29 protein-coding genes are annotated in these 24,732 nt (G+C 68.7%); 13 read left to right on the top strand and 16 right to left on the bottom strand.

Annotated elements, in window-relative coordinates:
• Positions 1-3 precede the first annotated feature (3 nt).
• From ASC95_RS14740 to ASC95_RS14710, 7 genes are all read right to left on the bottom strand, one after another.
• Positions 4-345, bottom strand: coding sequence for a hypothetical protein (locus tag ASC95_RS14740; RefSeq protein ID WP_235537935.1), 342 nt, complete (start codon positions 343-345; stop codon positions 4-6).
• Positions 346-548: 203 nt separating this feature from the next.
• On the bottom strand, positions 549-2,072 hold the full coding sequence (locus ASC95_RS14735; protein WP_057298481.1) for a Do family serine endopeptidase: 1,524 nt from the start codon (positions 2,070-2,072) through the stop codon (positions 549-551).
• Positions 2,073-2,163: 91 nt separating this feature from the next.
• A complete protein-coding gene (locus ASC95_RS14730) occupies positions 2,164-2,532 on the bottom strand; it encodes a hypothetical protein (RefSeq protein ID WP_235537934.1) in 369 nt (122 codons plus the stop codon).
• A 174-nt stretch (positions 2,533-2,706) separates the two neighbouring features.
• On the bottom strand, positions 2,707-2,907 hold the full coding sequence (locus ASC95_RS14725; protein ID WP_057298479.1) for a hypothetical protein: 201 nt from the start codon (positions 2,905-2,907) through the stop codon (positions 2,707-2,709).
• Positions 2,908-2,961: 54 nt separating this feature from the next.
• A complete protein-coding gene (locus tag ASC95_RS14720) occupies positions 2,962-3,342 on the bottom strand; it encodes a TraR/DksA family transcriptional regulator (protein ID WP_057298478.1) in 381 nt (126 codons plus the stop codon).
• 49 nt (positions 3,343-3,391) lie between these two features.
• On the bottom strand, positions 3,392-4,711 hold the full coding sequence (locus ASC95_RS14715) for an ATP-binding protein (RefSeq protein ID WP_057298477.1): 1,320 nt from the start codon (positions 4,709-4,711) through the stop codon (positions 3,392-3,394).
• A gap of 166 nt (positions 4,712-4,877) precedes the next feature.
• The gene (locus ASC95_RS14710) at positions 4,878-5,543 is read right to left on the bottom strand and encodes a response regulator transcription factor (RefSeq protein WP_057298476.1); all 666 of its coding nucleotides are present in this window, start codon (positions 5,541-5,543) and stop codon (positions 4,878-4,880) included.
• A gap of 143 nt (positions 5,544-5,686) precedes the next feature.
• On the opposite strand from ASC95_RS14710, the gene ASC95_RS14705 reads away from it, so the two are divergent.
• Entirely contained in the window at positions 5,687-6,307 is a 621-nt protein-coding gene (locus ASC95_RS14705; RefSeq protein ID WP_057298475.1) for a type 1 glutamine amidotransferase family protein, read from the top strand.
• Here ASC95_RS14705 and ASC95_RS14700 read toward each other — a convergent pair.
• Entirely contained in the window at positions 6,288-6,854 is a 567-nt protein-coding gene (locus ASC95_RS14700; RefSeq protein ID WP_057298474.1) for a cysteine hydrolase family protein, read from the bottom strand. The two genes, ASC95_RS14705 and ASC95_RS14700, sit on opposite strands and share 20 nt — an antisense overlap.
• A 113-nt stretch (positions 6,855-6,967) precedes the next feature.
• On the opposite strand from ASC95_RS14700, the gene ASC95_RS14695 reads away from it, so the two are divergent.
• Positions 6,968-7,468, top strand: a complete 501-nt coding sequence (locus tag ASC95_RS14695) for an endonuclease V (RefSeq protein ID WP_157256331.1) — start codon at positions 6,968-6,970, stop codon at positions 7,466-7,468.
• Positions 7,469-7,617: 149 nt separating this feature from the next.
• Entirely contained in the window at positions 7,618-8,610 is a 993-nt protein-coding gene (locus ASC95_RS14690) for an alpha/beta hydrolase family protein (RefSeq protein WP_200960148.1), read from the top strand.
• 284 nt (positions 8,611-8,894) lie between these two features.
• Here the strand turns inward: ASC95_RS14690 and ASC95_RS14685 are convergent, their stop codons facing one another.
• Positions 8,895-9,779 carry a hypothetical protein gene (locus tag ASC95_RS14685; protein ID WP_057298471.1) on the bottom strand — a complete coding sequence of 295 codons (885 nt, stop codon included), beginning with the start codon at positions 9,777-9,779 and terminating at the stop codon, positions 8,895-8,897.
• Positions 9,780-9,898: 119 nt separating this feature from the next.
• A complete protein-coding gene (locus ASC95_RS14680) occupies positions 9,899-10,684 on the bottom strand; it encodes an SDR family NAD(P)-dependent oxidoreductase (RefSeq protein ID WP_057298470.1) in 786 nt (261 codons plus the stop codon).
• 170 nt (positions 10,685-10,854) lie between these two features.
• Between ASC95_RS14680 and ASC95_RS14675 the strand changes: the two genes are divergently transcribed.
• The 8 genes from ASC95_RS14675 (at position 10,855) to ASC95_RS14640 (ending at position 16,903) form a co-directional block, all read left to right on the top strand.
• A complete protein-coding gene (locus tag ASC95_RS14675; protein WP_057298469.1) occupies positions 10,855-11,574 on the top strand; it encodes a GntR family transcriptional regulator in 720 nt (239 codons plus the stop codon).
• Entirely contained in the window at positions 11,571-12,359 is a 789-nt protein-coding gene (locus tag ASC95_RS14670; RefSeq protein WP_057298468.1) for a transporter substrate-binding domain-containing protein, read from the top strand. Before ASC95_RS14675 ends, ASC95_RS14670 begins: the two co-directional genes overlap by 4 nt.
• 152 nt (positions 12,360-12,511) lie before the next feature.
• Positions 12,512-13,180: an amino acid ABC transporter permease gene (locus tag ASC95_RS14665; RefSeq protein ID WP_057298467.1), complete on the top strand. Its 669-nt coding sequence runs from the start codon at positions 12,512-12,514 to the stop codon at positions 13,178-13,180.
• Complete coding sequence (locus ASC95_RS14660) at positions 13,177-13,830, top strand: amino acid ABC transporter permease (RefSeq protein WP_057298466.1); 654 nt, start codon at positions 13,177-13,179, stop codon at positions 13,828-13,830. Before ASC95_RS14665 ends, ASC95_RS14660 begins: the two co-directional genes overlap by 4 nt.
• Positions 13,814-14,596 carry an amino acid ABC transporter ATP-binding protein gene (locus ASC95_RS14655; RefSeq protein ID WP_057298465.1) on the top strand — a complete coding sequence of 261 codons (783 nt, stop codon included), beginning with the start codon at positions 13,814-13,816 and terminating at the stop codon, positions 14,594-14,596. The genes ASC95_RS14660 and ASC95_RS14655 overlap by 17 nt, the downstream gene beginning before the upstream one ends.
• A gap of 121 nt (positions 14,597-14,717) precedes the next feature.
• Positions 14,718-15,158, top strand: coding sequence for a host attachment protein (locus ASC95_RS14650; RefSeq protein WP_057298464.1), 441 nt, complete (start codon positions 14,718-14,720; stop codon positions 15,156-15,158).
• A 40-nt stretch (positions 15,159-15,198) separates the two neighbouring features.
• Positions 15,199-16,497, top strand: a complete 1,299-nt coding sequence (locus ASC95_RS14645) for an erythromycin esterase family protein (protein ID WP_057298463.1) — start codon at positions 15,199-15,201, stop codon at positions 16,495-16,497.
• A gap of 19 nt (positions 16,498-16,516) precedes the next feature.
• Positions 16,517-16,903 (top strand): DUF427 domain-containing protein, encoded by a 387-nt coding sequence (locus tag ASC95_RS14640; RefSeq protein ID WP_057298462.1) that lies wholly within the window; start codon positions 16,517-16,519, stop codon positions 16,901-16,903.
• Here the strand turns inward: ASC95_RS14640 and ASC95_RS14635 are convergent.
• Positions 16,900-17,808: a LysR family transcriptional regulator gene (locus tag ASC95_RS14635; protein ID WP_057298461.1), complete on the bottom strand. Its 909-nt coding sequence runs from the start codon at positions 17,806-17,808 to the stop codon at positions 16,900-16,902. The genes ASC95_RS14640 and ASC95_RS14635 overlap by 4 nt on opposite strands.
• 81 nt (positions 17,809-17,889) lie before the next feature.
• On the opposite strand from ASC95_RS14635, the gene ASC95_RS14630 reads away from it, so the two are divergent.
• Entirely contained in the window at positions 17,890-18,639 is a 750-nt protein-coding gene (locus ASC95_RS14630) for a TSUP family transporter (RefSeq protein ID WP_057299031.1), read from the top strand.
• 81 nt (positions 18,640-18,720) lie between these two features.
• The gene (locus ASC95_RS14625; protein WP_057298460.1) at positions 18,721-19,113 is read left to right on the top strand and encodes a DUF1801 domain-containing protein; all 393 of its coding nucleotides are present in this window, start codon (positions 18,721-18,723) and stop codon (positions 19,111-19,113) included.
• Here the strand turns inward: ASC95_RS14625 and ASC95_RS14620 are convergent.
• The 5 genes from ASC95_RS14620 to ASC95_RS14600 all read right to left on the bottom strand — a co-directional run bounded on the left by ASC95_RS14620 (position 19,110) and on the right by ASC95_RS14600 (position 24,705).
• A complete protein-coding gene (locus ASC95_RS14620) occupies positions 19,110-19,688 on the bottom strand; it encodes an HD domain-containing protein (RefSeq protein WP_057298459.1) in 579 nt (192 codons plus the stop codon). The two genes, ASC95_RS14625 and ASC95_RS14620, sit on opposite strands and share 4 nt — an antisense overlap.
• Before the next feature lie 78 nt (positions 19,689-19,766).
• Positions 19,767-20,591 carry a class I SAM-dependent methyltransferase gene (locus ASC95_RS14615; protein WP_057298458.1) on the bottom strand — a complete coding sequence of 275 codons (825 nt, stop codon included), beginning with the start codon at positions 20,589-20,591 and terminating at the stop codon, positions 19,767-19,769.
• A gap of 23 nt (positions 20,592-20,614) precedes the next feature.
• Positions 20,615-23,128 (bottom strand): ATP-binding protein, encoded by a 2,514-nt coding sequence (locus ASC95_RS14610; RefSeq protein ID WP_057298457.1) that lies wholly within the window; start codon positions 23,126-23,128, stop codon positions 20,615-20,617.
• 135 nt (positions 23,129-23,263) lie between these two features.
• Positions 23,264-24,070, bottom strand: a complete 807-nt coding sequence (locus ASC95_RS14605) for an ABC transporter substrate-binding protein (RefSeq protein WP_057298456.1) — start codon at positions 24,068-24,070, stop codon at positions 23,264-23,266.
• A complete protein-coding gene (locus ASC95_RS14600; protein WP_057298455.1) occupies positions 24,067-24,705 on the bottom strand; it encodes an HD-GYP domain-containing protein in 639 nt (212 codons plus the stop codon). The genes ASC95_RS14605 and ASC95_RS14600 overlap by 4 nt, the downstream gene beginning before the upstream one ends.
• Positions 24,706-24,732 lie beyond the last annotated feature (27 nt).

Genomic DNA, 24,732 nt, shown 5'->3' with positions numbered 1-24,732 from the left:
GGCTCAGCTTGCGAAGTTGTAGCGCACGACGGCGACCGTCAGCGCGAACAGATAGCCGTAGGCAAATCGGTCGATGCGCAGCACCGGGTCACCACGGCGCGCGCGCCAGAGGCCGATCAGCGTCATGGCGAAACCGGCGATCACGGGCGTGACGACGAGGTTGGCCAGGCGGGGCCAGCCATCGCGCGTCAGGTGTTGGGGCATCAGCCACAGGCTCAGCGCGCCGACGATGCCGCCGAGCAGCACATAGCCAAGCACGGCCACCCAGACGCTGGGCTGCTTGCGAAAAGGCTCGGCGACGGCATGCAGACCGAGTTCGACGAGCAATTCGCCGAAGACCTGCAAGACGAGTTCGAGCAGCAGTTCAAGCAGGATCTCCAGGGCGGTCTCCGCGAGCGGGTGCGATGACGCGCAGCCTAGCGCAAGCGGCGGCCGGTGGGCGGGACGCGTGAGTTTTCACCGGCCGGAGCCCCGATAAAAAAAGGCCCGCGGCTTGGGCGCCGCGGGCTGGTGCGGGTAGCGCCTGCCACCCCTGCCGTCCAAACGTATCAGCCGAGTCGCACCGGCACAAAGATCTGCTGGCCGTCACGCGCCACCAGCAGGGCCACCGAGGCCGGCTTGCCCTTGAGCGCGTCGCGCACCTGCTCGACGTTCTGCACCGGCTTGCCGTTGAGCGCCAGCAGCACGTCGCCGGGCTGCACGCCGGCCAGTTGGGCCGGGCCGGTCACGCGCTCGATCAACAGGCCATGGTCCAGCCCTGAACCGCGCAGTTCCTGGCGCTCCAGCGGGCGCAGCGCCAGGCCCAGTGAGCCGCCCTGAGGCGAAGCACTGGCTTCCTGCGTGTCCTTGTCGGCGCGGCCCAGGCTGACGGTCTCGCTGACGCGGGACTTGTCGCGCCACAGCTCCAGCTTGAGCTTGTCGCCGGGGCGGGCCAGGCCGACGCGGCTGGACACATCGCCCGCCACGCGCACCGGCTCGCCGTCGATGGCGGTAATCACGTCACCCGCCTTCAGCCCGGCCTTGGCGGCCGCGCTTTCAGGCTGCACGCTGGACACCAGGGCGCCGTCGGGCGCACCCAGGCCGAAGGACGAGGCCAGTGGCGCGCTCAGGTCCTGCAGCGTGACACCGAGGCGCGCATGCTCAACCTTGCCGTGGGCGACGATCTGGTCCTTGACCTTCAGCGCCACGTCCACGGGAATCGAGAAGGCCAGGCCCTGGAAGCCGCCGCTCTGCGAAAAGATTTGTGCATTGACGCCGACGACACGACCGGCTGCGTCGAACAGCGGGCCGCCCGAGTTGCCCGGGTTCACGGCCGCATCGGTCTGGATGAAGGGTACGACGCTGTCGCCCGGCAGCGAGCGCCCCTTGGCGCTGACGATGCCCTGTGTGGCCGTCTGCTCGAAGCCATAGGGCGCGCCGATGGCCAGCACGTAGTCGCCCACCTGCACCTGCTTGGGGTCGCCGAGCTGCACGGTAGGCAGGCCCTTGGCATCGAGCTTGAGCACGGCGATGTCGGTGGCCGGGTCGCTGCCCAGCACCTTGGCCGAGAACTCGCGGCGGTCGCTGAGCTTGACGGTGACCTGCTTGGCGTCGCGCACCACGTGAGCATTGGTCAGCACCAGGCCGTCGGCGCTGATGATGAAACCCGAGCCCTGGCCGCGGAAGGGCTGGGGGCCCTGCTGGGGCATGCGCAGCCCGGGGATGCCGCGGAAGAAGCGGAAGAAGGGGTCATCGTCGCCCCGCGCGACGGGGCCTTCGTCGCCTTCGTCGTTGCCCACCTTGTGCAGGCCGGCCACGGTGATGCCGACGACGGCGGGGCCTTGCGTCTGCACGATGGCGCGGTAGTTCGGCAGCTGGGCTGAAGGCAGGCTGACGGCCGGCGCGGCCAACGTGGTGGCTGCGGCGGCCGTGGCGGCGGGCGTGGCTTCGCCGGCCACCGGTGCGCTGACGGGAGCCTTGCCCTGCAGCCAGGCGGGCGCGGTCCAGCCGGAGGCGGTGGTGGTGACGGTGACGCCGGCGGCCAGCAGCGCGGCGGCGGTGGCGATCAGGGTGGTTTTGGCAGTCTGGGTCATCGAAGGGTCCTCAAGCAGGCTGCGGTGCAGCCGTTGCCGGGAATCTAGAGATGCCAGATGAGCGCTCGGTGAGGCGAAGGTGAGGCGAAAGTTAAGGCGCGGCCGCGGTCGGCATGTCGGCCTTGGCGCGAGCACCGATTTCAGCCCTCTCCTTGATGCGGCCCAGGCGAACCAATCGGGAGGCGATGCCACCCTTGGAGCGGCCGTGCACCAGGGTCAGCGTTGCCAGATCGGCACCTTGGTCAAAGTTGTCGAGCAGGCGCTGATCCTCCTGCACCGACCAAGGCTTGCCAGCCTGGCTGGGCCGCTCTTTGGTTGCACGGGCTTCGTTGCGTGGGGTCTCCAACGCTCGCGACGCCACGAACAGGGCCCGGATCACCGAGGGCTTCAGCAGTGCGCTTTCCGCTGGAAGAAACTCGCCGGTGTCAGGGTCCACGCCATCGGCGAGGGCATCGATCACGCGCTGGGCTTCTTGAGGAGTCATGGCTTTGACGGCTTCGTGATGGCTGTGTATTTCTACAGTCATCTGGTTGAGCTGCCAAGGGCGCGCGGCCCTCGCCATCCTCAAGCTCGAGGACGTCGATGTGCCGAGCCGGTGTTCGGCGCTGAGGCCGCCCACGGCCGGCGCTGGTGTTCAGCCCTTGCGACGCGCCTCGGGCTTGTCGCCGCTTTCCGGCGCCCAGTGCGGGTCGTCCTTCTGGCGCTCGGGCGCCGCGGTGCCGGACTTGCCCTGTGACTTGTCCTGCATGCCGATGTCGGTGGCCTCGCTGGCATTGCCGGCGTGGCGGCGCTGGTCCTTCTCGCTGCCCTGACGAAGGGGGTCTGGATGTGCCATGACATTGCTCCGGTTCAGAAAAGGGGACCTGAAACCGGCAATCCTCATGCCGGATCACGCCGGCGGCGCGCCCCGTTCGAAGCGCTGCTGGCAGGCGACGCACCGGGCCGCCGCCGGTTCGGCCTGCAATCGCGCCAGCGGGATGTCACAGCCGCAGTCCACGCATTCGCCGTAGCGCCCCTCTTCCATGCGCTGAAGGGCCGCGGCGATGTTGCGCAGTTCCTGCGTGTCGCGTCCCTGCTCTGCGTGGCGGACGGCATGACGCGCTTCTTCCTCGCCCCGTTCGCCGGGATCTTCGACCGGACCGCCCGGTGTCTTCGTCAGGTCGCCGGCCTCCTCGGCGCGCAGCGCGCCCACTTCCTGGCGCAGTTCGGCCGCGCGGGCCTCAAGCCGCTCACGCAACGCTTGCAATTCGGTGCTGCCCTGCAGGGCCATGTCGGTCTCCTCGATTCGGCATCCGACTGCCGGCAAGCGACGTGCCGGGTCAGGACGCCGGCCAGGCGATTTCCGCCCTCAGCCCGCCGGACGGTGAACTGGCCAGCGTCACGCTCGCTCCCTGCTGCCGTGCCGCTGCCTGCACGATGGCCAGTCCCAGCCCGCTGCCTTCAACGGTTGCGCATTCGCCGCGCTGGAAGCGGTCGAAGACCCGCTCGCGCGCTTCCACCGGAATGCCCGGGCCGTCGTCGTCCACGCGCAGCAGCGGCGCGCCGCGCGGGCCGCGCAAGGCGCTCACGTGCACCGTTCGGGCGCCGTACTTCACGGCGTTGTCGATGAGATTGCGCAGCGCGCCGCGCAGGGCCTGGGGGTCGCCGGTCAGCGGCAACGGGTCGGGTGCGGTCAGAGACAGTGACACGCCGGCCTTGTCGGCCAGGGGCTGCACGTCGGCCACGGCCTGGCGGGCCAGGTCGGCGAGGTCCAGCGGCAACGCAACTGCCGCGGCGCCCGGCTCGGCGCGGGCGAGGGCCAGCAGTTGTTCAACGAGACGCACCGAACGGTCGATACCGCCGCGCAGGCGGGCGATGGATTCGTCCTGCTCCGCGCCCGGGGCCGCGCCTCGCAGCAACCCAAGTTGCAGCTTCAGCGCCGTCAGCGGCGAGCGCAGTTCGTGGGCGGCGTCGGCGACGAAATTGCGCTGGGCCTCGAAGGCCGACGACAGCCGCCCCAGCAGGTCGTTGAAGGCCTCCACCAGCGGCGCCACCTCACCGGGCAGGCCGGCCGTGGGCAGCGGGTGCAGCGCGTTGGCGCCGCCGGCCTGGGCGGCGCGCGTGACGCGGGCCAGCGGCGCCAGCGACATGCCCAACAGCCACCACACGGCCGCGGCGACCACAGGCAGGGCCACGGCCACGGGCACGACGCTGCGCAGCGCCGCCACGGCGGCCAGGCGCTGGCGCACGGCCAGCGGCTGGGCGACCTGCACGACGCGCAGTGGCGTGGCCGCACTGAACACCCGCCAGTCCTGGCCGGCGAGGTGCAGGTTGGAGAACCCCAACACCGCGCGCGGTGGCAGCGCCTCTGTCATGCCCTGCGGCCGGCTGGAATAGAGCTCCAACCCCTGCACGGACCAGATCTGCACGAGATAGTCCAGGCTCGGGTCGGCCAGGGCCGCAGCCTCTTCGCCGGCGATGCGCCCCTGATCGCGCAGCGACAGCGCCGTCTGGCGCAACTGGTAGTCGAACAGCGCGTCGGCCTCGGTGCGCACGCTGATGTAGGTGGCGCTGCTGACGGCCAGCGCGGTCACGGCGCCCAGGATGGCGAGCAGCGCGAAGAGGCGGCCGCGCAAGGTGGAGAGCAGCCGCTTAGTCATGGCGTGGTGGATTGTTCGAGCCGAGCGCTGGGCCCGCCATGGGCCAGAGGCCCACGTCCTTCCATAGGCACAAGCAGTCCGCAGGGACTGCTTGTGTCCGACTCCAGTTCCCGAGCCGGCCCGTCCCCCAGGGGGACCGGCCAAGGTACTCCTTGGACGAGGGGCTTCATTTCTCAGGGCCGGCGTAGTAACCCAGGCCGCGCACCGTGTGAAGCAGGTCGGCGCCGAGCTTCTTGCGCAGCTGGTGCATATAGACACTGATGGCGTTGCTCTCCAGCTCCTCGCCCCAGCCGTAGAGACGGTCCTCCAGTTGGGCGCGCGACACGATGGCGCCGGGCCGCTCCAACAGCGTCTCCAGCAGCGCGAACTCGCGTGCCGACAGCAGGATGGGTTTGCCGGCGCGCGTGACTTCGCGCGTGGCCGGGTCCAGGCGCAGGTCGGCGACCTGCAGGCCCGTGTCCGTGCGGCCGCCATGGCGGCGCGTGACCGCGCGCAATCGCGCCAGCAACTCATCCAGCTCGAAAGGCTTGACGAGATAGTCGTCAGCACCGGCGTCCAGCCCGGCAACCTTGTCGGTCAGCGCGTCGCGCGCCGTCAGCACGATGACGGGCGTCGAGTCTGCGCGGGCCCGCATCGAGCGCAGCACCTCGACGCCGCTGCGCTTCGGCAGGCCCAGATCCAGCAGCACGGCGTCGAAGCGCTCGCCGCTGGACAGCACGGCGTCGGCCGCCTGGCCGTCCCTCACCCAGTCGGCCGCAAAGCCCTGGCGGCGCAAAGCCTCACGCAGGCTCTCGCCGATCATGGGGTCGTCTTCGACAAGCAGGAGGCGCATGCGGGGCGGCGGGATGGAAATGACAGGACAGCGGATTGTGGCGACTCGGTCGCGCCGCAGGCGGAAGCACCTGGTTGCCAAAAGCTTCGTCGCGCGCTGGGCCGATCCGCAAAATGGGCTGACGAATCATCCGAGCGGGCATCATGAAGAAACAGACGGTTCATCTCTTCGTCTTCGACACGATGTCGGACTGGGAATACGGTTATCTGGTCGCGGGCCTCAACAACCCGTTGGGCCAGAAGCTGCCTGGGCGGTTCAGGGTGAAAACGGTGGGGCTGACCGATGCGCCCGTCAAGACGGCCGGCGGTCTGCGCGTGTCGCCCGACCTGGCGCTGGACAAACTCAAGCCTCGCCACAGCGCGCTGCTGGTACTGCCCGGCGGCACGGCCTGGGACAGGAAGAAGAACAAGGAGGCGGCGCAGCTGGCCGGAAATTTCCTGGCCGAAGGCGTGGCCGTCGCCGCCATCTGCGGTGCCACGGCCGGGCTGGCGCGTGCGGGCCTGTTGGACGACGTGCCACACACGAGCAACTCGAAGGACTATCTGGCAGCCACCGGCTACCAGGGCGCGGCGTTCTACCGCCAGAAGCCGGCGGTGCGCTCAGGCAAACTGATCACTGCGTCGGCCATGCGCCCGCTGGAGTTCGCGAAAGAAGCATTTGCCGCGCTGGACGTCTATGCCGACGACGTGCTCGCAGCCTGGTATGGCCTCTACAAGACGGGCGATGCGAAGTATTTCGAGGCCTTCATGAAAGCGGCGGCCTGAGGCCTGCGAGCAGCGCAGCGGCCGTCGCCGTGTCGATGATCGTGGCGTATTCGCCGTGCAGATTGGCCAACGCCATTTGATGCACCTCCTCGGCCGCATGGCGCACGCCGCGCAGGTCGGTCAGGTCAAACGCGAAGCAGGCGTCGGCCACCACATGGGCCTGGAAGCCCAGGTTGCCGGCGCTGCGGGCGGTGGCCTCTACCGAGTTGTTGGTGCTGACGCCGGCGATGACCAGCGAGCGATGGCCGCGCGCGTGCAGCCAGCGCTCCAGGCCGCTGTGGGTGAAGGCATCGGGCACGTTCTTCTCTACGACGTGCTCGTCGTCTCGCGGCGCCAGCGTGGGCTGGAATTCCACGCCGGGCTGACCCGGCCAGAACGGCGAACCCGGCGTGCGCGAGATGTGATGCACATGGACGACGGGCGCACCAGCGTCACGCCAGGCGCCAAGCAACCGCGCAATATGGGTCTCGGCCTGCAGGTTGTTGCGCACGTCGGCGCTGGGCCAGGTCATGCCGACCTGCATGTCGATGATGAGAAGAGGCGGCATGGGATGAAAGGAGGGAGAGTGCCTGCGGCATCGTAGAGCGTCGACCTGCCCGTCGAACCAGGCCGTGCAGCTACGGATGGCCAGGCGTGAGCTGCAGCGGCTCATACTCCTGCATGAAACTCGTAGTGGCTGTTCATTTCGATGGCACGCAGGCGAATGCTGCCGCTGCGGCTTTCGACGCCTGGGATGCCGCGGAAGCGACGCAGGCTTACGTCTCGCGCATCACCCATGTCGAGAAGGCCGTGCGAGGAGAACTCGACCTGCGAGAACTGCCCTGCGTGATGCAACTGCTGCGTGAGCACAGCCTGGAGCCTGAGCTCATCCTGCTTGATGGCTTTGTCCATCTGGATGCTGACGAAACGCCCGGCCTTGGCCAGCACCTGTATCACGCGCTGGGCGGCAAGGTGCCTATCGTGGGTGTTTCGAAGCGGCGCCTGCCGGGCCTGTCGGCGCAGTTCGAGATCATGCGAGAAGAGGAAGCGCAACCGCTGTTTGTGACGTGCGCGGGCATCGACATTGGCGCGGCCAAGGCGCGACTGCGTGCGATGCACGGCAGGAAGCGTGTGCCCACGCTCTTGAAGCTCGCAGCTCGCCTGGCGAAGAACACGGATTGATTCCGCGCTGTGGGGCACTGACCGGTGTCGGCTTTGGGGTGGGCCGACTGCCGACGCGCGACTATCCTCGGGTGGCAAGCAGCTAACGTCAGCAGCGGGCGAACAATTCGGCTTTGGCTAGGAAGATCAGGATGCGCACAACCTCGAACATGGCCGCCGGTGCTGTCCATCAACTGGCCATCGACAGCCAGGTGCTCGCTGGCAATCTGCTCGGCGACCCCACGCTGCGCGCGATCGACGTCTATGTTCCGGCAGGGCATGACGGCCGCGGCCTGCCGCTGCTGGTCGATATCGTCGGCTTCACCGCGGGTGGGCCGGCGCACACCAACTGGAAGAATTTTGGTGAGAACGTGCCCGAGCGGCTCGACCGCTTGATTGCGACCGGCGCCATGCCGCCCGTCGTCGTGGCCTTCCCGGACTGCTTCACCCGGCTCGGCGGCAATCAATACGTGAACTCGGCCGCGGTCGGCCGTTGGGACGATTTCCTGCGGGCGGAAGCGGTGCCTTTCGTCGAAGCCCGCTTTGGCTGCGGCGGCCCGGGCCGGCGAGGCCTCTTCGGCAAGTCCAGCGGCGGCTACGGCGCGATGGTCCATGCGCTGCTGCACCCGGACTTCTGGAGCGCGGCGGCCGTGCATTCCGGCGACATGGGCTTCGAGCTCCTCTATCGGCACGAATTCGTGCCGGTGCTGCGGGCCCTCGCCAAGCAGCCGGACATCGGCGCGTGGGTCGACGCCTTCTGGCAAGCCCGCAAGGTCAAGGACAGCGATGTGCACATCCTCATGATGCTGGCGCAGGCGGCGAGCTTCGATCCGGACCCTTCAGTGCCCTATGGCGTTCGCCTGCCGGTGACGCTCGACACCTGCGAGCCGATCCCCGAGCGCTGGGCCAACTGGATGGCCTGGGACCCGTTGACCCTGGTTGAACAGCATGGCCGCGGATTGGCGGCACTCAAGGCCCTGTACATCGATTGCGGCGACGTCGACCAATACAACCTGGTCTATGGCGCCAGGCGGATGCACAAGCGGCTTGCTGCCCTGGACATCGCCCATGTCTACGAGGAATTCGCCGACGACCATACGGCGGTCGACTACCGGATGGACGTCAGCCTGCCGATTCTGGCCAAGGCGCTCGCTCAACCATGAACAGCGCAAGTCAGGGCGAGCGTCGGAAAGCCAGACGACCGGCCATGGCGCTCGGGTTCGTCGCTGCCTTCATCACCGCCGGTGCGGTGTCGTGGGCCACGCCAGACGGCAACCTCGTCGTGACTTTGGTGCCCGCCCTGGCAGTTGGCTTGGTTGTATTCGGTGTCGCGCTGTGGCACTTGCGCGGAGTCCACGCAGGTCCTTGAGGCCGCCCCCAAGCGGCCAGAAGCGATCCCTCGCCGATGTCAGCTTTGGGCTAGACATCGACGAGGATCCGAATGCTGCTAAAGCATGTACAGGCCCGTCCGGCGAAGCCCGTCAAGCTTCGCCTCTAACCGGCGGCGGGCGTGATCGAACCGCTGTCTGTTCGTTGGAAAGGCATCGAGCATGAAGAACGTGTCAAACATTGCCCCCGACAAATCCTTGCTGTGAGCTCGCAGGATTTCGCGCTTGAATGTTCCCATGGACACAGGAAATCCGTCGCGTTGGCTTCTTCTGAAGAGGTCCAGAGCGCGCCGCCTGATAGCTTTTCGGGTGCATTCGTCTTTGACGTAGTTGGTGGTGACTAGCTCGAACCAGTATTCAGCATGGGTGATATGCCAGACGTCCGGTGCCTGATGTGCTAATTTCGTTGTCGCCAGCCCTGCACGACCGGTCTCAAATACCGTTCTGTAGAACAGCCTAAATCCCGCCATTAGGTCGCTGGCATGCACCTCTTGCATTGGACCGATCATCATGAGGCACGGCGCTGGCTTCATGGAGGCCATGTCACCCAAGAGGTGAGCACCGTAGCAGGCGGAGATACCCACCATGAGATTGACTCCGGTTGCAGCGTTTAGACCGCGAAGTTCGTCCCCGAACTGAGACCATCCGAGTTCGCTACCGTTGGCAAACTGAAGGCCACCCTCCATTGAGCCGTGACATTCAACGTGGAGGATTGGCCGTGTTCCATTCTCAGTAGCGTCGGCGGTGTGCGCCCTGATTTGTTCAATGCATTCCGCGGCGTGGGTGCACCTCAGCAGTCGCACTCCAATTCCCTTCGCCTGGACAGCTTCCAAGCCTTGAAGGTAGTCAGCAAGGACTTGACCAGTTCTAACTTCATCGTCCTCCAGCGATTCAATGATCACCACTTCGGACATGATCAATGGGGTGAAGGAAATCGTTGCCATGCGTTGTAGTGTCTTTCGATGCTGAATGCGGCGACGGCTGCTTCGGGTCGGAAGCCGTCACGCATCCGCGCGAGGACCGCGCCCAGCCTGAAGCGGCCCTCGGCGCCTGACTGGCCCCCCTAGAACGCGCTCTTCGTCGTCCCCCCATCCACCCGCAGCGCTGCGCCCGTGGTGGCGGAGGCCAGCGGGCTGGCGACGTAGGTCACCATGGCGGCCACTTCCTCGGGCGTCGCAAAGCGCTTGATCAGCGAGGTCGGCCGCACCTTCTCAAAGAACTCGGTCTCGAACTCGGCAAAGGATTTGCCCTGCGAGACCTGCTCGACGAAATCATTGACACCGCGTGAGCGTGTCGGGCCGGGCAGCACGCTGTTGACGGTGATGCCGGTGCCCGCCAGGGTCTCGGCCAAGCCGCGCGAGACGGCGAGCTGGGCCGTCTTGGTCATGCCGTAGTGAATCATCTCGGCAGGGATCTGCACGGCGCTTTCGCTGGAGATGAAGATGATGCGGCCCCAGTCGGCGGCCTTCATCGCCGGCAGCACCAGTCGCGCCAGGCGCACGCCGCTGAGCACGTTGACGTCGAAGAAGCGCTGCCAGTCGGCGTCCGGGATCTCCTCGAAGGGCTTGGCCTCGAAGATGCCGAGGTTGTTAACCAGAATCTCGATGCCAGGGTGTTCGCGCACCAGGGCCTCGGCGACGTCCGGCTGACTGAGGTCGCCGGCAAAGCCGAGCGCCTCCTGGCCAGTGGTGGCCTGGATCGACGTGACGGCGGCATCGACCGCCGGCTGCATGCGGCCGTTGACGATGACGCGAGCGCCCTCGGCAGCGAGCGACTGCGCGATGGCGAAGCCGATGCCGGCCGTGCTGCCCGACACGAGGGCGAGGCGGTTCTTCAGTTGCAGGTCCATGGCAAGCCTTCCAAAAGGGATGAAGCTAGCCGATGCGCAACGACCCGATCCGCGTTGGGGCTGTTCCGCACCGGGGCGGTGCGACAGGGCGTCCGGCTGGCCCAGTTTTGTGCGCATGACTTGCATACAAGCCAGATGAGCGCTGGCACGGAAGCTGCAGAGCCCCCGCCATGGGCATCTCCGCCACCGACATCAGCCAGCGCATCATCGAAGCGGTGCTTGCGCAGAAGCTCGCGCCCGGCGCGCGACTGGGCGAGCAGCAACTGGCGATGCTGTTCGACTGCAGCCGCACCATCGTGCGCGAGGCGCTGACGCGGTTGGCGGCGCGCGGCATCGTCACCGTCAGCGCGCGGCGCGGCTGGTATCTGATCGCGCCGACGCCGGACGAAGTGCGCGAGGCCTTCGAGGCGCGCCGCGTCATCGAACTCGGCCTGATCCGGGGCCAGCCGCAATTGCCCGCCGATGCGATCACGCGGCTCAACCAGCACCTGCAGCAGGAGCAGGCCGCGCTGCGCGGCGACGACGTTGGCACGCGCAGCTTCCTGCTCGGTGATTTCCACGTCTGCCTGGCCGAATGCCTGGGCAACAGCCTGCTGGCCGACACGCTGCGCGACGTCACGGCGCGCACGACGCTGATTGCGATGCGCTACCAGTCGTCCCACGACGCGGCGCTGTCCTGCCAGGACCATGTCGCCATCGTCGAAGCCCTGGCCGCTGGCGACAGCGCCCGCGCCGAGGCGCTGATGGCAGAGCACCTGTCCAGCGTGCAGGCCGCGCTGCGCCTGCCCGCCGACGACGACCCGCTGCAGCAGCTGCGCGAAGCCCTCGCGCCGCTGCCCTCCACGACTTCCTCCACCGCCGAACCTGCCTACCTAGGAGCCCTGCTATGACCTTGACGCTTTCCCGCCGCCTGACGCTGATCGCCGGCCTGAGCCTGTTGGCCGCCGCTGCCCAGGCCCAGACCGCGCTGGACACCATCACCAAGAGCAAGGCGATCAAGATTGCCATCCCGACCGACTACCCGCCCTACGGCTTCGTCGGCCCCGACATGGCGCCGCAGGGCCTGGACGTGGCGGTGGCCCAGCTCATCGCGGCCAAGCTCGGCGTCAAGGTGGAACTGGTGCCGGTGACCAGCGCCAATCGCATCGCCTACCTGCAGACCAAGAAGGCCGACCTGGTCATCTCGACGCTGGGCAAGAACCCCGAGCGCGAGAAGGTCATCAACTTCAGCGCCGCCTACGCACCCTTCTACCAGGCCGTGTTCGCGGCCAAGAGCCTGCCCATCAAGACGTGGGCCGACCTGGGCGGGAAAAGCGTGGCCGTCACGCGCGGTGCGATGGAGGACCAGGAGCTGGCCAAGGTGGCACCCGCCACGCTGGAATACAAGCGCTTCGAGGACAACAACGCCACCATCGCCGCTTTCGCCGCCGGCCAGACCCAGCTGCTGGCCACCAGCGCCGCCGTCGCCGGCAACCTGATGCAGCGCAACCCGGGGCTGAACACCGAATACAAGCTGCTGCTCAAGGACAGCCCGTGCTTCGTCGGCGTCGCCAAGGGCGAAGACGCGCTGCTGGCCAAGGTGAACGACATCATCGCGGCGGCCAAGGCGGCGGGCGAGCTGGAGGCGCTGTCCAAGAAGTGGCTCGGCCGCGGCACGGGCGAACTGCCGTTGTGAGCCGTTGAAGTGAAGTCGCGCCGTCGGAAGGCTCAGCTGAACAAAGCCACAGAGGCACAGAGGCACGGAGGAATGCAGATTCCTTTGTCTTCTTCTCTGTGTCTCTGTGCCTCTGTGGCTGTGTTCCGGTATTGGCATGGGAGCACAGGTACATGATCACATTCGACTTCCTGGCCGTCCTCGCTGAATGGCCGCTGCTGCTGAAGGGGCTCGCGTGGACGCTCGGCCTGACGCTCATCGCCACGCCGCTGGGCCTGCTGATCGCCACGCTGGGCGCCTGGTCGCGTGCCAGCGGCCCGGTGTGGCTGCGCCGCCTGCTCGGTGCCTACGTCGAGCTGCTGCGCAACACGCCCTTCATCGTGCAGCTGTTCTTCATCTTCTTCGGCCTGCCGGCCGCGGGCGTGAAGCTGTCGCCCGAGGCTGCGTCGCTGATCGCGATGACGCTGAACCTCGGCGCCTACGGCACTGAGATCCTGCGCGCCGGTATCCAGGCCACGCCGCGCGGCCAGTGGGAGGCGGCCCAGAGCCTGGCACTCAGCCCCGTGCAGGTGTTCACGCGCGTCGTGCTGCCGCCGGCGCTGCAGCGCGTGTGGCCGGCGCTGACGAGCCAGATCATCATCGTCATGCTGGGCTCGGCCGTCTGCGGGCAGATCTCCACCGAGGAGCTGAGCTATGCGGCCAACCTGATCCAGAGCCGCAACTTCCGCGCCTTCGAGGCCTTCATCATCGCGACGCTGGCCTATCTGGCCCTGGCCATCGCAGCGCGCAAGCTGCTGGCCTGGGCCGGGCCGCGCTTCATTTTCGGAAGGCGGCCGGCATGATCGAGTTCACCCTCTGGGACATCGTGCGCAACCTGCTGCTGGCGCTGCGCTGGACGGTGGCCCTGTCGGTCATCGCCTTCATCGGCGGCGGCCTGGTGGGCGGCCTGCTGCTGACGCTGCGCTTGCGCCTTGGCGCCCGCACCCGGCGCGCCATCGCGCTCTACGTCCAGCTCTTCCAGGGCACACCGCTGCTGATGCAGCTTTTCCTCGCCTACTTCGGCCTGGCCCTGCTGGGCCTGGAAGTGTCGGCCTGGACGGCCGCTGCGCTGGCGCTGACCCTCTACACCAGCGCCTACCTCGTCGAGATCTGGCGCGGCTGCGTGGACGCCGTGCCGCGCGGCCAGTGGGAGGCGGCGCGCAGCCTGGCGTTGAGCTTCGGCGAGCAGCTGCGCCACGTCATCCTGCCGCAGGCCGGTCGCCTGGCCATTGCGCCGACGGTGGGCTTCCTGGTGCAGGTCATCAAGGGCACGGCGCTGGCGTCGGTGATCGGCTTTATCGAGCTGACCAAGGCCGGCAGCATGATCGCCAACGCCAGCTTCAAGCCCTTCCTCGTCTTCGGCTGTGTGGCGCTGCTGTACTTCGCGCTGTGCTTCCCCGTCAGCCTCTTGGCACAACATCTGGAAGGCAAAGCCCATGGCCGCCCAACTTGAAGACCTGCAGGCCGCGCCCGTCGTGCCTGGCGCGCCCATCGTGCGCATCACCGCGCTGCGCAAGTCCTATGGCGCCAACGAGGTGCTCAAGGGCATCGACCTCGACGTTGTGCGCGGCGAGGTCATCGCCATCATCGGCAAGAGCGGCTCGGGCAAGAGCACGCTGCTGCGCTGCATCAATGGGCTGGAGCAGTTCCAGGACGGCTCACTGACCGTCAACGGCAAGCCGCTGCTTTACGAGAGCGCCATGGCCATGCGCACGCTGCGCCAGCAGGTGGGCATGATCTTCCAGGGCTTCAACCTGTTCCCGCACCTGAGCGTGGGCCGTAATGTGATGCTGGCGCCTACCCTCGTGAAAAAACGCAGCGCCGCCGATGCCGCTCAGCAGGCCTCAAAACTGCTCAGCCGCGTCGGCCTGTCCGAAAAGTTCGACGCTATGCCCGACCAGCTGTCCGGCGGCCAGCAGCAGCGCGTGGCCATCGCCCGCGCGTTGGCGATGGAGCCGGCGGTGCTGCTGTGCGACGAGATCACCTCGGCGCTGGACCCGGAGCTCGTGGGCGAGGTGCTGCGCGTCGTCGAGAGCCTGGCCGACGAAGGCATGACGCTCTTGATGGTCACGCACGAGATGGGCTTCGCGCGCAAGGTGGCGGACCGCGTCATCTTCATGCACCAGGGCCGCGTGCACGAGATCGGCCCGCCGGCCGCGCTCTTCGGCGCGCCGCAGACGCCGGAGCTCAAGCAGTTCCTGTCGTCGTTGAACGACTAGGCAGGGTTTCGAGGAAGCGCAGGACGCGCTTCCAAGTGAGGCTCCTGTCGCCGTGGACGCGCCGCCGCCGGTGGGAACGTCGATTGCCGCCTGGCATTCCTGCCACGAAAGGAGTGCCACGATGAAAACGACCTGGGTCCTGGTGGCCGATGAAGCCATCGCCCGCATCTTCGAGCAGCCGCCGGGCGGCGCCGACCTGGTGCCGGTGGAAGACCTGACCGACCCCGACGCCCATGCGCGCGAGGCCGAGATGCGCCATGACGCTCACGGCCGCCGCGCCGGCAATGCCACCGTGTCGGCCAGCGACAGCGAGCGTCACCAGCACGCCCAGGTCTTCGCCGTCCGCATCGCCGAGCGCCTGGCCGAGTACCACCGGCAAAAGCGGTACGACTTGCTGCACATCCTGGCGGCACCTCGTTTGCTGGGCTATCTGCGCAAGGCGCTGGCGCCGGGCCTGTCTGACGTCATCGCCAGCACCCAGGACAAGGACGTCGTGCAGGAAAGCCCGGCCCAGCTCGCCCAGCGCCTGGCCGGCCACCCGAAAGCCGGAGCGCCGGGGTGAGGCGGGTCGCGCGATGCCGGCGCGACGACAAGGCGGCGCCATGAGCCAGCTGCTGAAGGCGGCGCTCGAGCCCCTGCCCGATGTCGATGCGCCCGGCTTCGGCGCGCTGTTCGACCGCTTCGCGGCCTGCCGTGTCGTCATGCTGGGCGAGGCCAGCCACGGCACCTCGGAATTCTACCGTTCGCGTGCCGCCATCTCGCGCCACTTGATCGAGCGTCATGGCTTCAACCTCGTCGCCGTCGAGGCGGACTGGCCGGACGCGGCGGCCGTGGACCGGCGCATCCGGCCGCGCGACGGCGCACCCCCACCGGCCCAGCCGCCCTTCGAGCGCTTCCCGACCTGGATGTGGCGCAACCGCGAGTTCGCCGAATTCGTCGGCTGGCTGCACCGCCACAACGCCGGCCGGGCACCGGAAGCGCGCGTCGCCTTCCATGGCCTGGACCTCTACAACCTGCGCGCCTCCATCGCGGCCGTGCTCGCGTATCTCGACAGCGTCGACCCCGAAGCGGCCCGCACTGCCCGTGAGCGCTATGCCTGCCTGACGCCCTGGCAGCAGGACCCGGCCTTCTACGGCCGTGCAGCCCTGGACCCGGGCTTCGAGCGCTGCGAGCGGGCCGTCGTGCAGCAATGCCGCGACCTGCTGGTGCGCCAGCTCGACTACGCCAGCGAGGGCAAGGACAGCTTCCTGGACGCGGCGCAGAACGCTCGCCTCGTCGCCTCCGCCGAGCGCTATTACCGCGTCATGTACCAGGGTGGCGCCGCCAGCTGGAACCTGCGCGACTCGCACATGTTCGAGACGCTGGCACAGCTGCTGGCCTTCAACGGCCCCATGGCCAAGGCCATCGTCTGGGCGCACAACTCCCACATTGGCGATGCGCGCTTCACCGACATGGGCATGACGCGCGGCGAGCACAACCTGGGCCAGCTGGCGCGCCAGGCCTGGGGCGAGCAGGTGGCGCTGATCGGCCAGGGTACGCATACCGGCACGGTTGCGGCGGCCCACGACTGGGACGCCGACATGGAAGTCATGCCCGTGCGACCTTCGCGCAGCGACAGCTATGAGCGGCTCTGCCATGACACCGGCGTTGCGCGCTTCCTGCTGGATTTGCGGCCCGAGCGCCATGTCGAGCTGCGCCAGCAATTGCGCGTGCCGCGGCTGGAGCGCTATATCGGCGTCATCTACCGCCCCGACACCGAGCGCTGGAGCCATTACGCCGAGTCGGTGCTGTCACGGCAGTACGACGCCTGGCTGTGGTTCGACGAGACGCAGGCGCTGGCACCCCTGGGCGCCGAGCCTGCGCACTCCGGTCTGCCGGAGACCTATCCGTTCGGCGTCTGAATGCACTGAAAGGCCTGCCATGAGCAAATCGCCCGGTCACCGTGACCATCCCGAGCACACCGTCGCCGAAACCCGCCTGGCCCACCGGGTCACGGCCCGCATCGACGGCCAGGTCGTTGCCGAGTCCGACGACGTGATCCGCGTCGACGAGACCGGTGCGCCGCCGCGCCTGTACTTCCCGCGCGAGGCCGTGAAGGTCGACAAGCTGGAGCGCAGCGACACCAGGACGCATTGCCCCTTCAAGGGCGATGCGAGCTACTACACCGTCACCCAGAACGGCCGCACGCTGAAGGACGCGATCTGGTCCTATGAGGACCCCTACGACGAGCATGCGGCGCTGAAGGGCCGCATGGCCTTCTACGACGAGAAGCACGCGGGCATCGGCTTTACCGAGGCCCGGTCCTAGGCCTGCAGCGCAGCCAGCAGGCCGGCGGCGCCAGGCGTCAGGTCTTCGGATTTGCCGAAGCAAAGCAGCAGCCGGCGCCTGGCCCAGGGCTCGGCCAGGGGCGCGACACAAACGCCCGGGCGGGCCAGGCGCCGCGCCGTCAGTGCCGGCACGATGGCCACGCCCACGCCATCGGCCACCAATTGCAGCAGGGCTTCGAAACCCTGCACCTGCACGCGCTGATGCAGGCCGCGGCCATGCTGCAGTGCGCGGGCCTGCAGGAAGCGGCTCAAGCCGGCCTCGGCGGGCAGGCCGACAAAGGGCTGGGCCAGCAGTTGCGCAAATGCCAGGCCGGCCTTGCGCACGCCCAGGCGCCGTGTCCAGGCAGCGGGCAGCACGGCCACCAGGTTGTCCTCGCGGAAGGGCCGGGTGTCGAGCCCTTCGGTGGCAACGTGGTCGGCCACGATGCCGAGATCGGCGCGCTCCTGGCGCATGGCCTGCAGCACGTCCTGGCTGTCCAGCTCGCGCAGCTCGACGTCGATGTCCGGGTGGGCCGCGAGGAATGGGCCGAGCAGCGGCGGCAGGTGCTCGGTGATAGCGGCGGTGTTGCACAGCAGGCGCACCGTACTGCGCACGCCATGGGCGTGGGCCGCCATGCCGGCATGGAGGGCCTCCATCTCGCGCTGCAGCCGGCCGGCGTGGCGCAGCAGGGTGCGGCCGGCGTCGGTCAGGGTGATGCCTGTCTTGGCGCGTTGCATCACTCTGGAGCCGATGGCCTGCTCCAGCTGCCGCAGGCGCGTGCTGGCCGCGGCCAGCGACAGATGCACGGCGCGCGCGCCGGCCGTGATCGTGCCGCTCTGCGCCACGGCGGTGAACAGGCGCAGGTCGAAGGGGTCGATGCGGTAATGCGGATTGCGTGCGTTCATGGCCCATCCTTCGGCAATACCGGAGGATATGCGCGGCATTGCGCGATGGACGCATCGCGCCGCCGTGCCGACCATGCCGGCATGGATGACATCGAATGGCTGTCGGCCGGTCTGCTGGGCTGGGTGGCGCTGACCTTCTTGCTGGCTGGCCTCGTCAAGGGCGTGTCCGGCATGGGTCTGCCGACACTGGCCATGGCCCTGCTGAGCCTGCGCCTGCCGGCAGCGCCGGCTGCCGCGCTGATGCTGCTGCCGGCCTTGCTGACCAATGTGGCCCAGTGCATGGGCCCGCACGCGGCCGGGCTGTGGCGGCGGCTCTGGCCGCTGTGGACGGGCCTGGTGCTGGGCACGTTGTTCGCTCCGGTTCCAAGCCTCGGCTCGGGTCATGGCGGCGCGCGGCTGGCGCTGGCTGGCGTCTTGGTGGCCTATGGGGTGTTCGGCCTGTGTCGGCCGCGGCTGCCCGACCCGGGGCGCCTTGCCGGCTTGTTGGGCGGGCTGGCGGGCCTGGTGGGCGGTGCGGTCAGCGCGGCGACCGGTGTCTTCGTGCTGCCCATGGTGCCGTTTCTGCAATCGCTGCAGCTGCGGCGGGGCGCCTTGATCCAGGCCCTGGGCATCAGCTTCATGCTGGCCTCGCTGGCGCTGGCCGCGCGCCTGGGTGGGCTGGATGCCGCGGCGCCGCCCGATCCCTGGGCCAGCGGCATGGCGCTGGCGGCGGCCTTCGCCGGCATGGCCCTGGGTGCCCGCCTGCGTGAGCGGCTGCCAGCCCTGTTGTTCCAGCGGGCGCTGTATGCCGTCTTCCTGCTGCTGGGGCTGCTGATGCTGCGGCCTGAGTGACGTGAAGCCATCAGATTTCAAGAAGCGCTCCAGGGCGGCTGACGTTAGGCTGCGGTTCCCGCCAGACATTCCGTCACCGCCATGAGCAGCAAGAGCCCCTCGACATCCACCCCCCCGGCCGCGGCCCTCATCGACGAACGCATCGCCAGCCTGGGCGGCTGGCGCAGCGAGACGCTTGCCGCGCTGCGCGCGCTTATTCACGAAGCCGACCCCGACATCGTCGAGGAGTGGAAATGGAGCAACCCGGTCTGGTCGCATGACGGCATCGTCTGCACCGGCGAGGCCTACAAGAGCGCCGTGAAGATGACCTTTCCCAAGGGCGCTTCCCTGGCTGACCCCAAAGGTCTCTTCAACTCCAGCCTCGAAGGCAATGTGCGTCGCGCGATCGACTTCAAGGAAGGCGACAAGATCGACAAGGCTGCGCTGAAAGCATTGATCAAGGCGGCCGTGAAAGCCAACCAGACGAAGGGCTAAACCTTCATCGCGCTTTTGTAGATCGACTGGCGCGGCTGGGCCATCAGCCGTCGCAGCATCGGCTCGAAGAAGTCCAGCGGCAGGGCCTGGGCCTGCGGGTCGAAGGCCGGGTTGTCGTAGCGCTCGACAAACTCGGCCGTGCGCCCGAAATGCGGGTGGCCGCGGAACTGCTCGCGCATGTCGCGGTCCAGGCCGATGTGGTGGAAGAAATTGTGGCCCTGGAAGATGCCGTGCTGCTGCACCATCCACAGGTTCTCTTCCGTCACGAAGGGTTTGAGGATGGCGGCGGCGATGTCGGGGTGATTGAACGAGCCCAGCGTGTCGCCGATGTCGTGCAGCAGCGCGCAGCAGACGTACTCCTCGTCGCGGCCATCACGATGGGCCAGCGTGGCGGTCTGGCGGCAATGCGTCAGCCGGTCCACCGGAAAGCCGCCGAAATCGCCGTCCAGCAGGCGCAGATGATCGAGCACGCGGTCAGGCAGGCTGCGGGCCATCTTCATCGCCTCGGGCACGATGAGTCCCCAGTCTTCGCGGCTGCTTTCGTCCATGCGGGTGAAGGTGGCGCGTGAGTTCATGACAGCTCCAAAGGGTGCGGCGATTCTGTGCCGCCAGCACGGTGAGGCGCTGTCACCTGCGGCACGGTGCAGCAACCGCTACCCCGCCGCCACGATCACATGGGCCTGGATCTTTCCCGCCACAGCGCCGTCGCCGTGGCGGCTGGCGATCACTTCGGTGGCGCGGTCGATGGCGAGCTGTAGCAGGCCAGCGTCGCGTGCCTCGATCTCGTTGCGCAACGGTGTTCCCTGGCAATAGGCCATGGCAGCGGCGCGAGCCGAGGATGCGTGACTCAACTTCGCGCGCGTCTCGATCGTGATCTCGGTGAAGCCCGCGCGACCCAGGTCCGCGTGGATCAGCGCGGCGTCGTGATAGCCGTGCGGCGTGCGGGCGAGAAAGCGCGGCGGGTCGTGCGCGAACACCGTGGCGACGGCGTGGGTGACTTCGTCGGCAAAGGCGTTCTCTTCAATGCGGTCCCAGACGGTGAAGACAAAGCGCCCGCCGGGCTTGAGCACCCGCCGTGCCTCGGCGTAGCCCGCGGCGCGATCAGGAAAGAACATTGCGCCGAACTGGCAGCACACCACATCGAAGGAGCCGTCGTCAAAAGGCAGGGCCAGGGCATCCGCCTGCCGCCATTCGATGCGGCTGTCGGCGCCTTGCTGGCTGGCGGCGTAGTCGAGCATGGGCTGGTTGAGGTCGGTCACCACGTAGCGCGAAGCGGCGGCCAGCCTTGGCGCCAGCGCACGGGTGACCGCGCCGCTGCCGGCGGCTGTTTCGAGCACGCTGCGCGGCGAGCTGGCCGCGACCAGCGCCGCCGTGTCGGCGGCATAGCCGTCGAAGATCAGCGGCACCATCAAGGTGTCGTAGAGCCTCGGAATGGAGCCGGCAAACAGCTTGTCGCTCATCTTGTCGCTGTCGGTCATGAGATCCCCTTCCGATGTAGCCGTCAAAGCGCTGCCGGCGTGGTGTCGCCAAAGCGCGTGGCGGGAAGTGCCAGACTGATGACAGCGCCCCCACCGGCGCGGTTGGCCGCCCAGACACGGCCGTCATGGGCCTCGGCGATGCGCCGACAGATGGCCAGGCCCAGGCCCGTGCCTCCGGCGGCGTTCTTCGTTGCGCTGGACTGCACGAAGGCTTCGAAGATGCTCTCCAGTTCGTCCGGCGGAATTCCGGGGCCGCGGTCGGCGACATCAACCCGCACTTCGGCGGCCGCATCGTCCTGCCAGGCCGTCACCTCGATGTGGCCGCCCACGGGCGAGAAGCGGATGGCATTGGCCAGCAGGTTGCGCAGCAGTTGCTGCAGGCGCCCTGGGTCGGCCAGCACGACCAGGTCCTCGTCGCCCAGGGCCATGGCCAGGCTGAGCTGGCGCGCGGCCAGCAGGGGCTCGAGTTCGCGGCCGACCTCGACGGCCAGTGGCCTCAGGTCCAGGCGCTCGGGCTGCAGGGGTTCGGCACCGCGCTCGATCTTGCTGAGGTCGAGCAGGTCGTTGACGAGGCTGAGCATGCGTTGGCCGGCGTGGTGCACGTCGCCGAAGAGCTCAGCCAGGCGGGGCTCGGCGCGCGCGCGCCGCGCGCCGATCTCGGAGAAGCCGAGGATGGACTGCAGCGGCGTGCGCAGCTCGTGGCTGACGTTGGCGATGAAGTCGGACTTGGCCCGCGAGGCCTGCAGGGCGGCGTCGCGGGCGGCGCGGGTGGCGCGCTCGGCCTCGCGGAATTCGCTGATGTCCATGAGGCAGACGACTATGCCCATGGGGCGGCCGTGGGCGTCGGGAAAGGTGGACTTGCTGATGTAGAGGTCGCGCCGCCGGCCATCGAGGCCATGCCAGATGGCCTCGTAGTTCATCTCGCCGCCGCGCGCCAGCAGCTCGGCGTCGCGGCTGTCGTGCAGGGCGGCCTCCTCGGGGCGCAGATAGCTGGCGGCCTTGCGGCCCAGCACCTCGCTGCGGCGCCGGCCGGTGAACTGCTCCCAGGCGCGGTTGACGTCGAGATAGCGGTTGTCGCTGTCCAGCACCGACGTGGGCAGCGGGCTGCTGGACAGCAGCGAGCGCGCCAGGCCGAGCTGGGCGCGCAGTTCGGCCTGGGCACGCACCAGTCCGCTGACGTCGGCCGCGCTGCCCACCCATTCGAGTAGGCCGGCGCGGTGGCGCAGCGGCACCAGGTGGATCTCGAAGCTGCGCGCCTTGCCGTCGTCCGCGATCCAGTCGGCGCGCAGTTCGTGCGGGCGGGCTTCGTGAACGTCGCCCGCCGCGAACAGCGTGGCCACGGCCGGCGAGCCGCCGAACAGCTCCTGCAGCGGCCGGCCCAGCACCTGGGCGACGGGATGGCCACTGAGGCGGGCATAGCCCTCGTTGATGAAGGTCACCTGGCCGGCCGCGTTGGTGCGGAACAGCAGGTCCTGCACGCTGCCGAAGATGGCGCTGAGCTCGCGCTCGCGCTCGGCGACCTGGCGCTGGGCCTCGTCGAGTTCCAGCATGGAGCGCTCGCGCGCGCGCAGTGCGGCGGCGCCCACGGCCGACAGCACGAGCAACGCAGCGGCGATGCCGATGGCGGGCAGGCCGAGGTCCCATGCGGTGGACAGCCACTGGGTGCGCAACTCGCCCTGGGGCATCTCAACGACGACGACGAGGGGGCGAGTGCGCAGCGCGCGAAAGGCACCGAGCTGGTCGGCATCGCGCAGGCCCGCGCCGTCCCAGCGGCCGTATTCGCTGCCGGTGCGCACGCGCGCCAGCGGGCCGGTGGGCAGTTGCAGCGAGGCCAGGCGTTCACCTGCCAGGTGGTCGGCACCGACGGTCACCGCGAGCAGCCGGCCGTCCAGGTCCACGAGTGCTGCCGCGGCACGGGCGTCGTTCAGCGTCAGCTCCTGGAAGTTGGCCAGTGCGTCGGGGTTGATGAGGGCAGCAAGCAGGGCTGGCCGGCCGTCGGGGGTCTTGATGCCGCGCAGCAGCGGGATGAAGCCCACCCCTGGCGGCACAACGGCCGCTGCGCTGCCTGGTGCGACTTCGGCGAGGCTGGCCAGGCTGCGCGCGGCGACGAAGCCGCCCAGGGTGTCCTGGCCTGCGGCCGGCAACGGGCCGAGCCTGGTCGTGGCGATCTGCACGCCGCGGTCGGCAGGGTCGGCGGCGGCCAGCACATGGCCGGCCTCGTCGAGCAGGGCGACGCCGCGCAGGAAACCCAGGCTGGCCTGGGTCTGGCCGAGCAGGGCCTGCAGCACCTCTGGCGGCGCGCCGCGCTCGGCCACGTCGGCCAGGCCGGCCAGGGCCAGTTGGGCGGCATCCAGGCTGCGGCTGGCGTGGTCCTCGAGCACGCGCGCAAGCAGCGCCTGGCGGGCGGCGACCTCGGTCGTCTGCTCGCGTTTCTCGCGCCAGATGCTGTAGCCCGCGCCAGCGAGCAACGTGGCCGCGAGCAGGACGCCGGCGCTGGCGGTGATGATGCTTGGACGCCAGCGACTACGGTGCGGCATACCCGAAGTTCCCTGCGGACCGAGCGCCGGGCCGCTCCCTAGCCGGTCCGCGCCGGCGATGTGCTTGGTGGTCGATCCACCAAGCATCGCCGCCCCCTCGGGGGGCGGGCCAAGGTATGCCTTGGACCGGGGGCCTCATCTCTCGCGCACGATCGCGCTCAAGCCGTGCCGCTTGGCGGCGGCTTGCAGCCGGCCATCGCGCTGGATGCGGGAGACGAATTCGTCGACGGCCGTCAGCCAGGCCGCGTCACCGGGCTTGACGGCATAGGCATAGGGCAGCACGGAAAAGGGCGCGGGCGGCGCGACGAGGCGGGCCCAGTCGGCGTTGTCCAGCAGACGGCGGCTGTAGGGGTAATCGGTCATGAAGGCATCCACGCGGCCGGCCTCGAGTTCGCGCTCGCGGGTGGCGGGTGGTCGCACGACGACGAGGTTAGCCTGTTTGAGGGCAGCTGCCATGACCGGTTCCATGAAGGTGCCGGCCTGCACGGCGATGCGCACGCCGGGGCGGTCCAGATCCTGCCAGCGCTGCACGACACGGCTGCTGCGCGTCGTGACGGCATAGATGTCGCTTTCCAGATAGGGCCGGCTGAAGCGCAGTGCTTGCGCGCGTTGCGGCGTCATGCCGATGGCGAACATCGCAACATCGCAGCGGTCGCGCAGTAGGTCGTCGACGAGTGTCGCAAAAGAGGAATCGACGTAGACCGGCTTGACCTTGAGATCGGCGGCAAAGGCTGCCGACAGGTCGATGTCGATGCCCGAGAGCTGGCCGGTGCGCGGATTTCGCAGCGAGATGCCGTAGTAGTCGGGCCAGATGCACACCCGCAATTCGCCGCGGTCCTGCACGCGCTGCGAGGTGATGTTAGGGGCCGCTGAAACCGATGCGGCCGCGACGGTGGCCAGCAAGCCGAGAAGGCCAAGCAGCGCGGCCGTCAGCCGCGTCATGCCTTCGCTCCGGCGCGCGTCGCGTTGATGCGGTCGCGCAGCGCGATCAACTCGGGGGCATGGGCAAGGAAGGCGGCGACGATGGCCGGGTCGAAGGCGCTGCCGGCCTGCTCGGCCAGCATCGCCAGCGCGCGGTCGTCGGCGCGGGCCGGGCGGTAGCTGCGGGGCAGGGTCAGTGCGTCGAAATAGTCCACGACGGCAACGATACGCCCAGACAGCGGGATGGACTCGCCCTTGAGGCCCTCCGGATAGCCGCTGCCGTCCCAGCGCTCGCGGTGGTGCAGGGCGATTTCGGCCGCCAGGGCGAACAGGGGCAGGCCGGAGCCGCTGAGCAGGGCTGCGCCGCGGTAGGGCTGAGCGCGCCGGCGGTGGCGCGCCTCCTCGGCCGTCAGCGGCCTGGGCGGTGCGGTGCTGGCAGGGCTGCCGTCGAGTTCGCCGATGTCATGCAGGGGCGCGGCCAGGCGCAGCTGGCGAGCACTGTCGGCGCCCACGCCCAGATGCAGGGCCAGGGCCTCCGCCAGATGCCCAAGCCGCGCGCGATGGGCACTGCGGTCTGCGTCATGAACGTCGCCCGGGTCATGGCAGAGCAGTACCAGCGGCGGGATGGCGGGGTCGAAGGCGGCGGTGGGCAGCATGGCAGCGGGCTCCGTATCGGTGTCGCA

The sequence above is a fragment of the Pelomonas sp. Root1217 genome (genome assembly GCF_001425705.1).
Taxonomy (GTDB): domain Bacteria; phylum Pseudomonadota; class Gammaproteobacteria; order Burkholderiales; family Burkholderiaceae_C; genus Pelomonas.
This window is presented reverse-complemented; position numbering and strand designations above follow the sequence as displayed.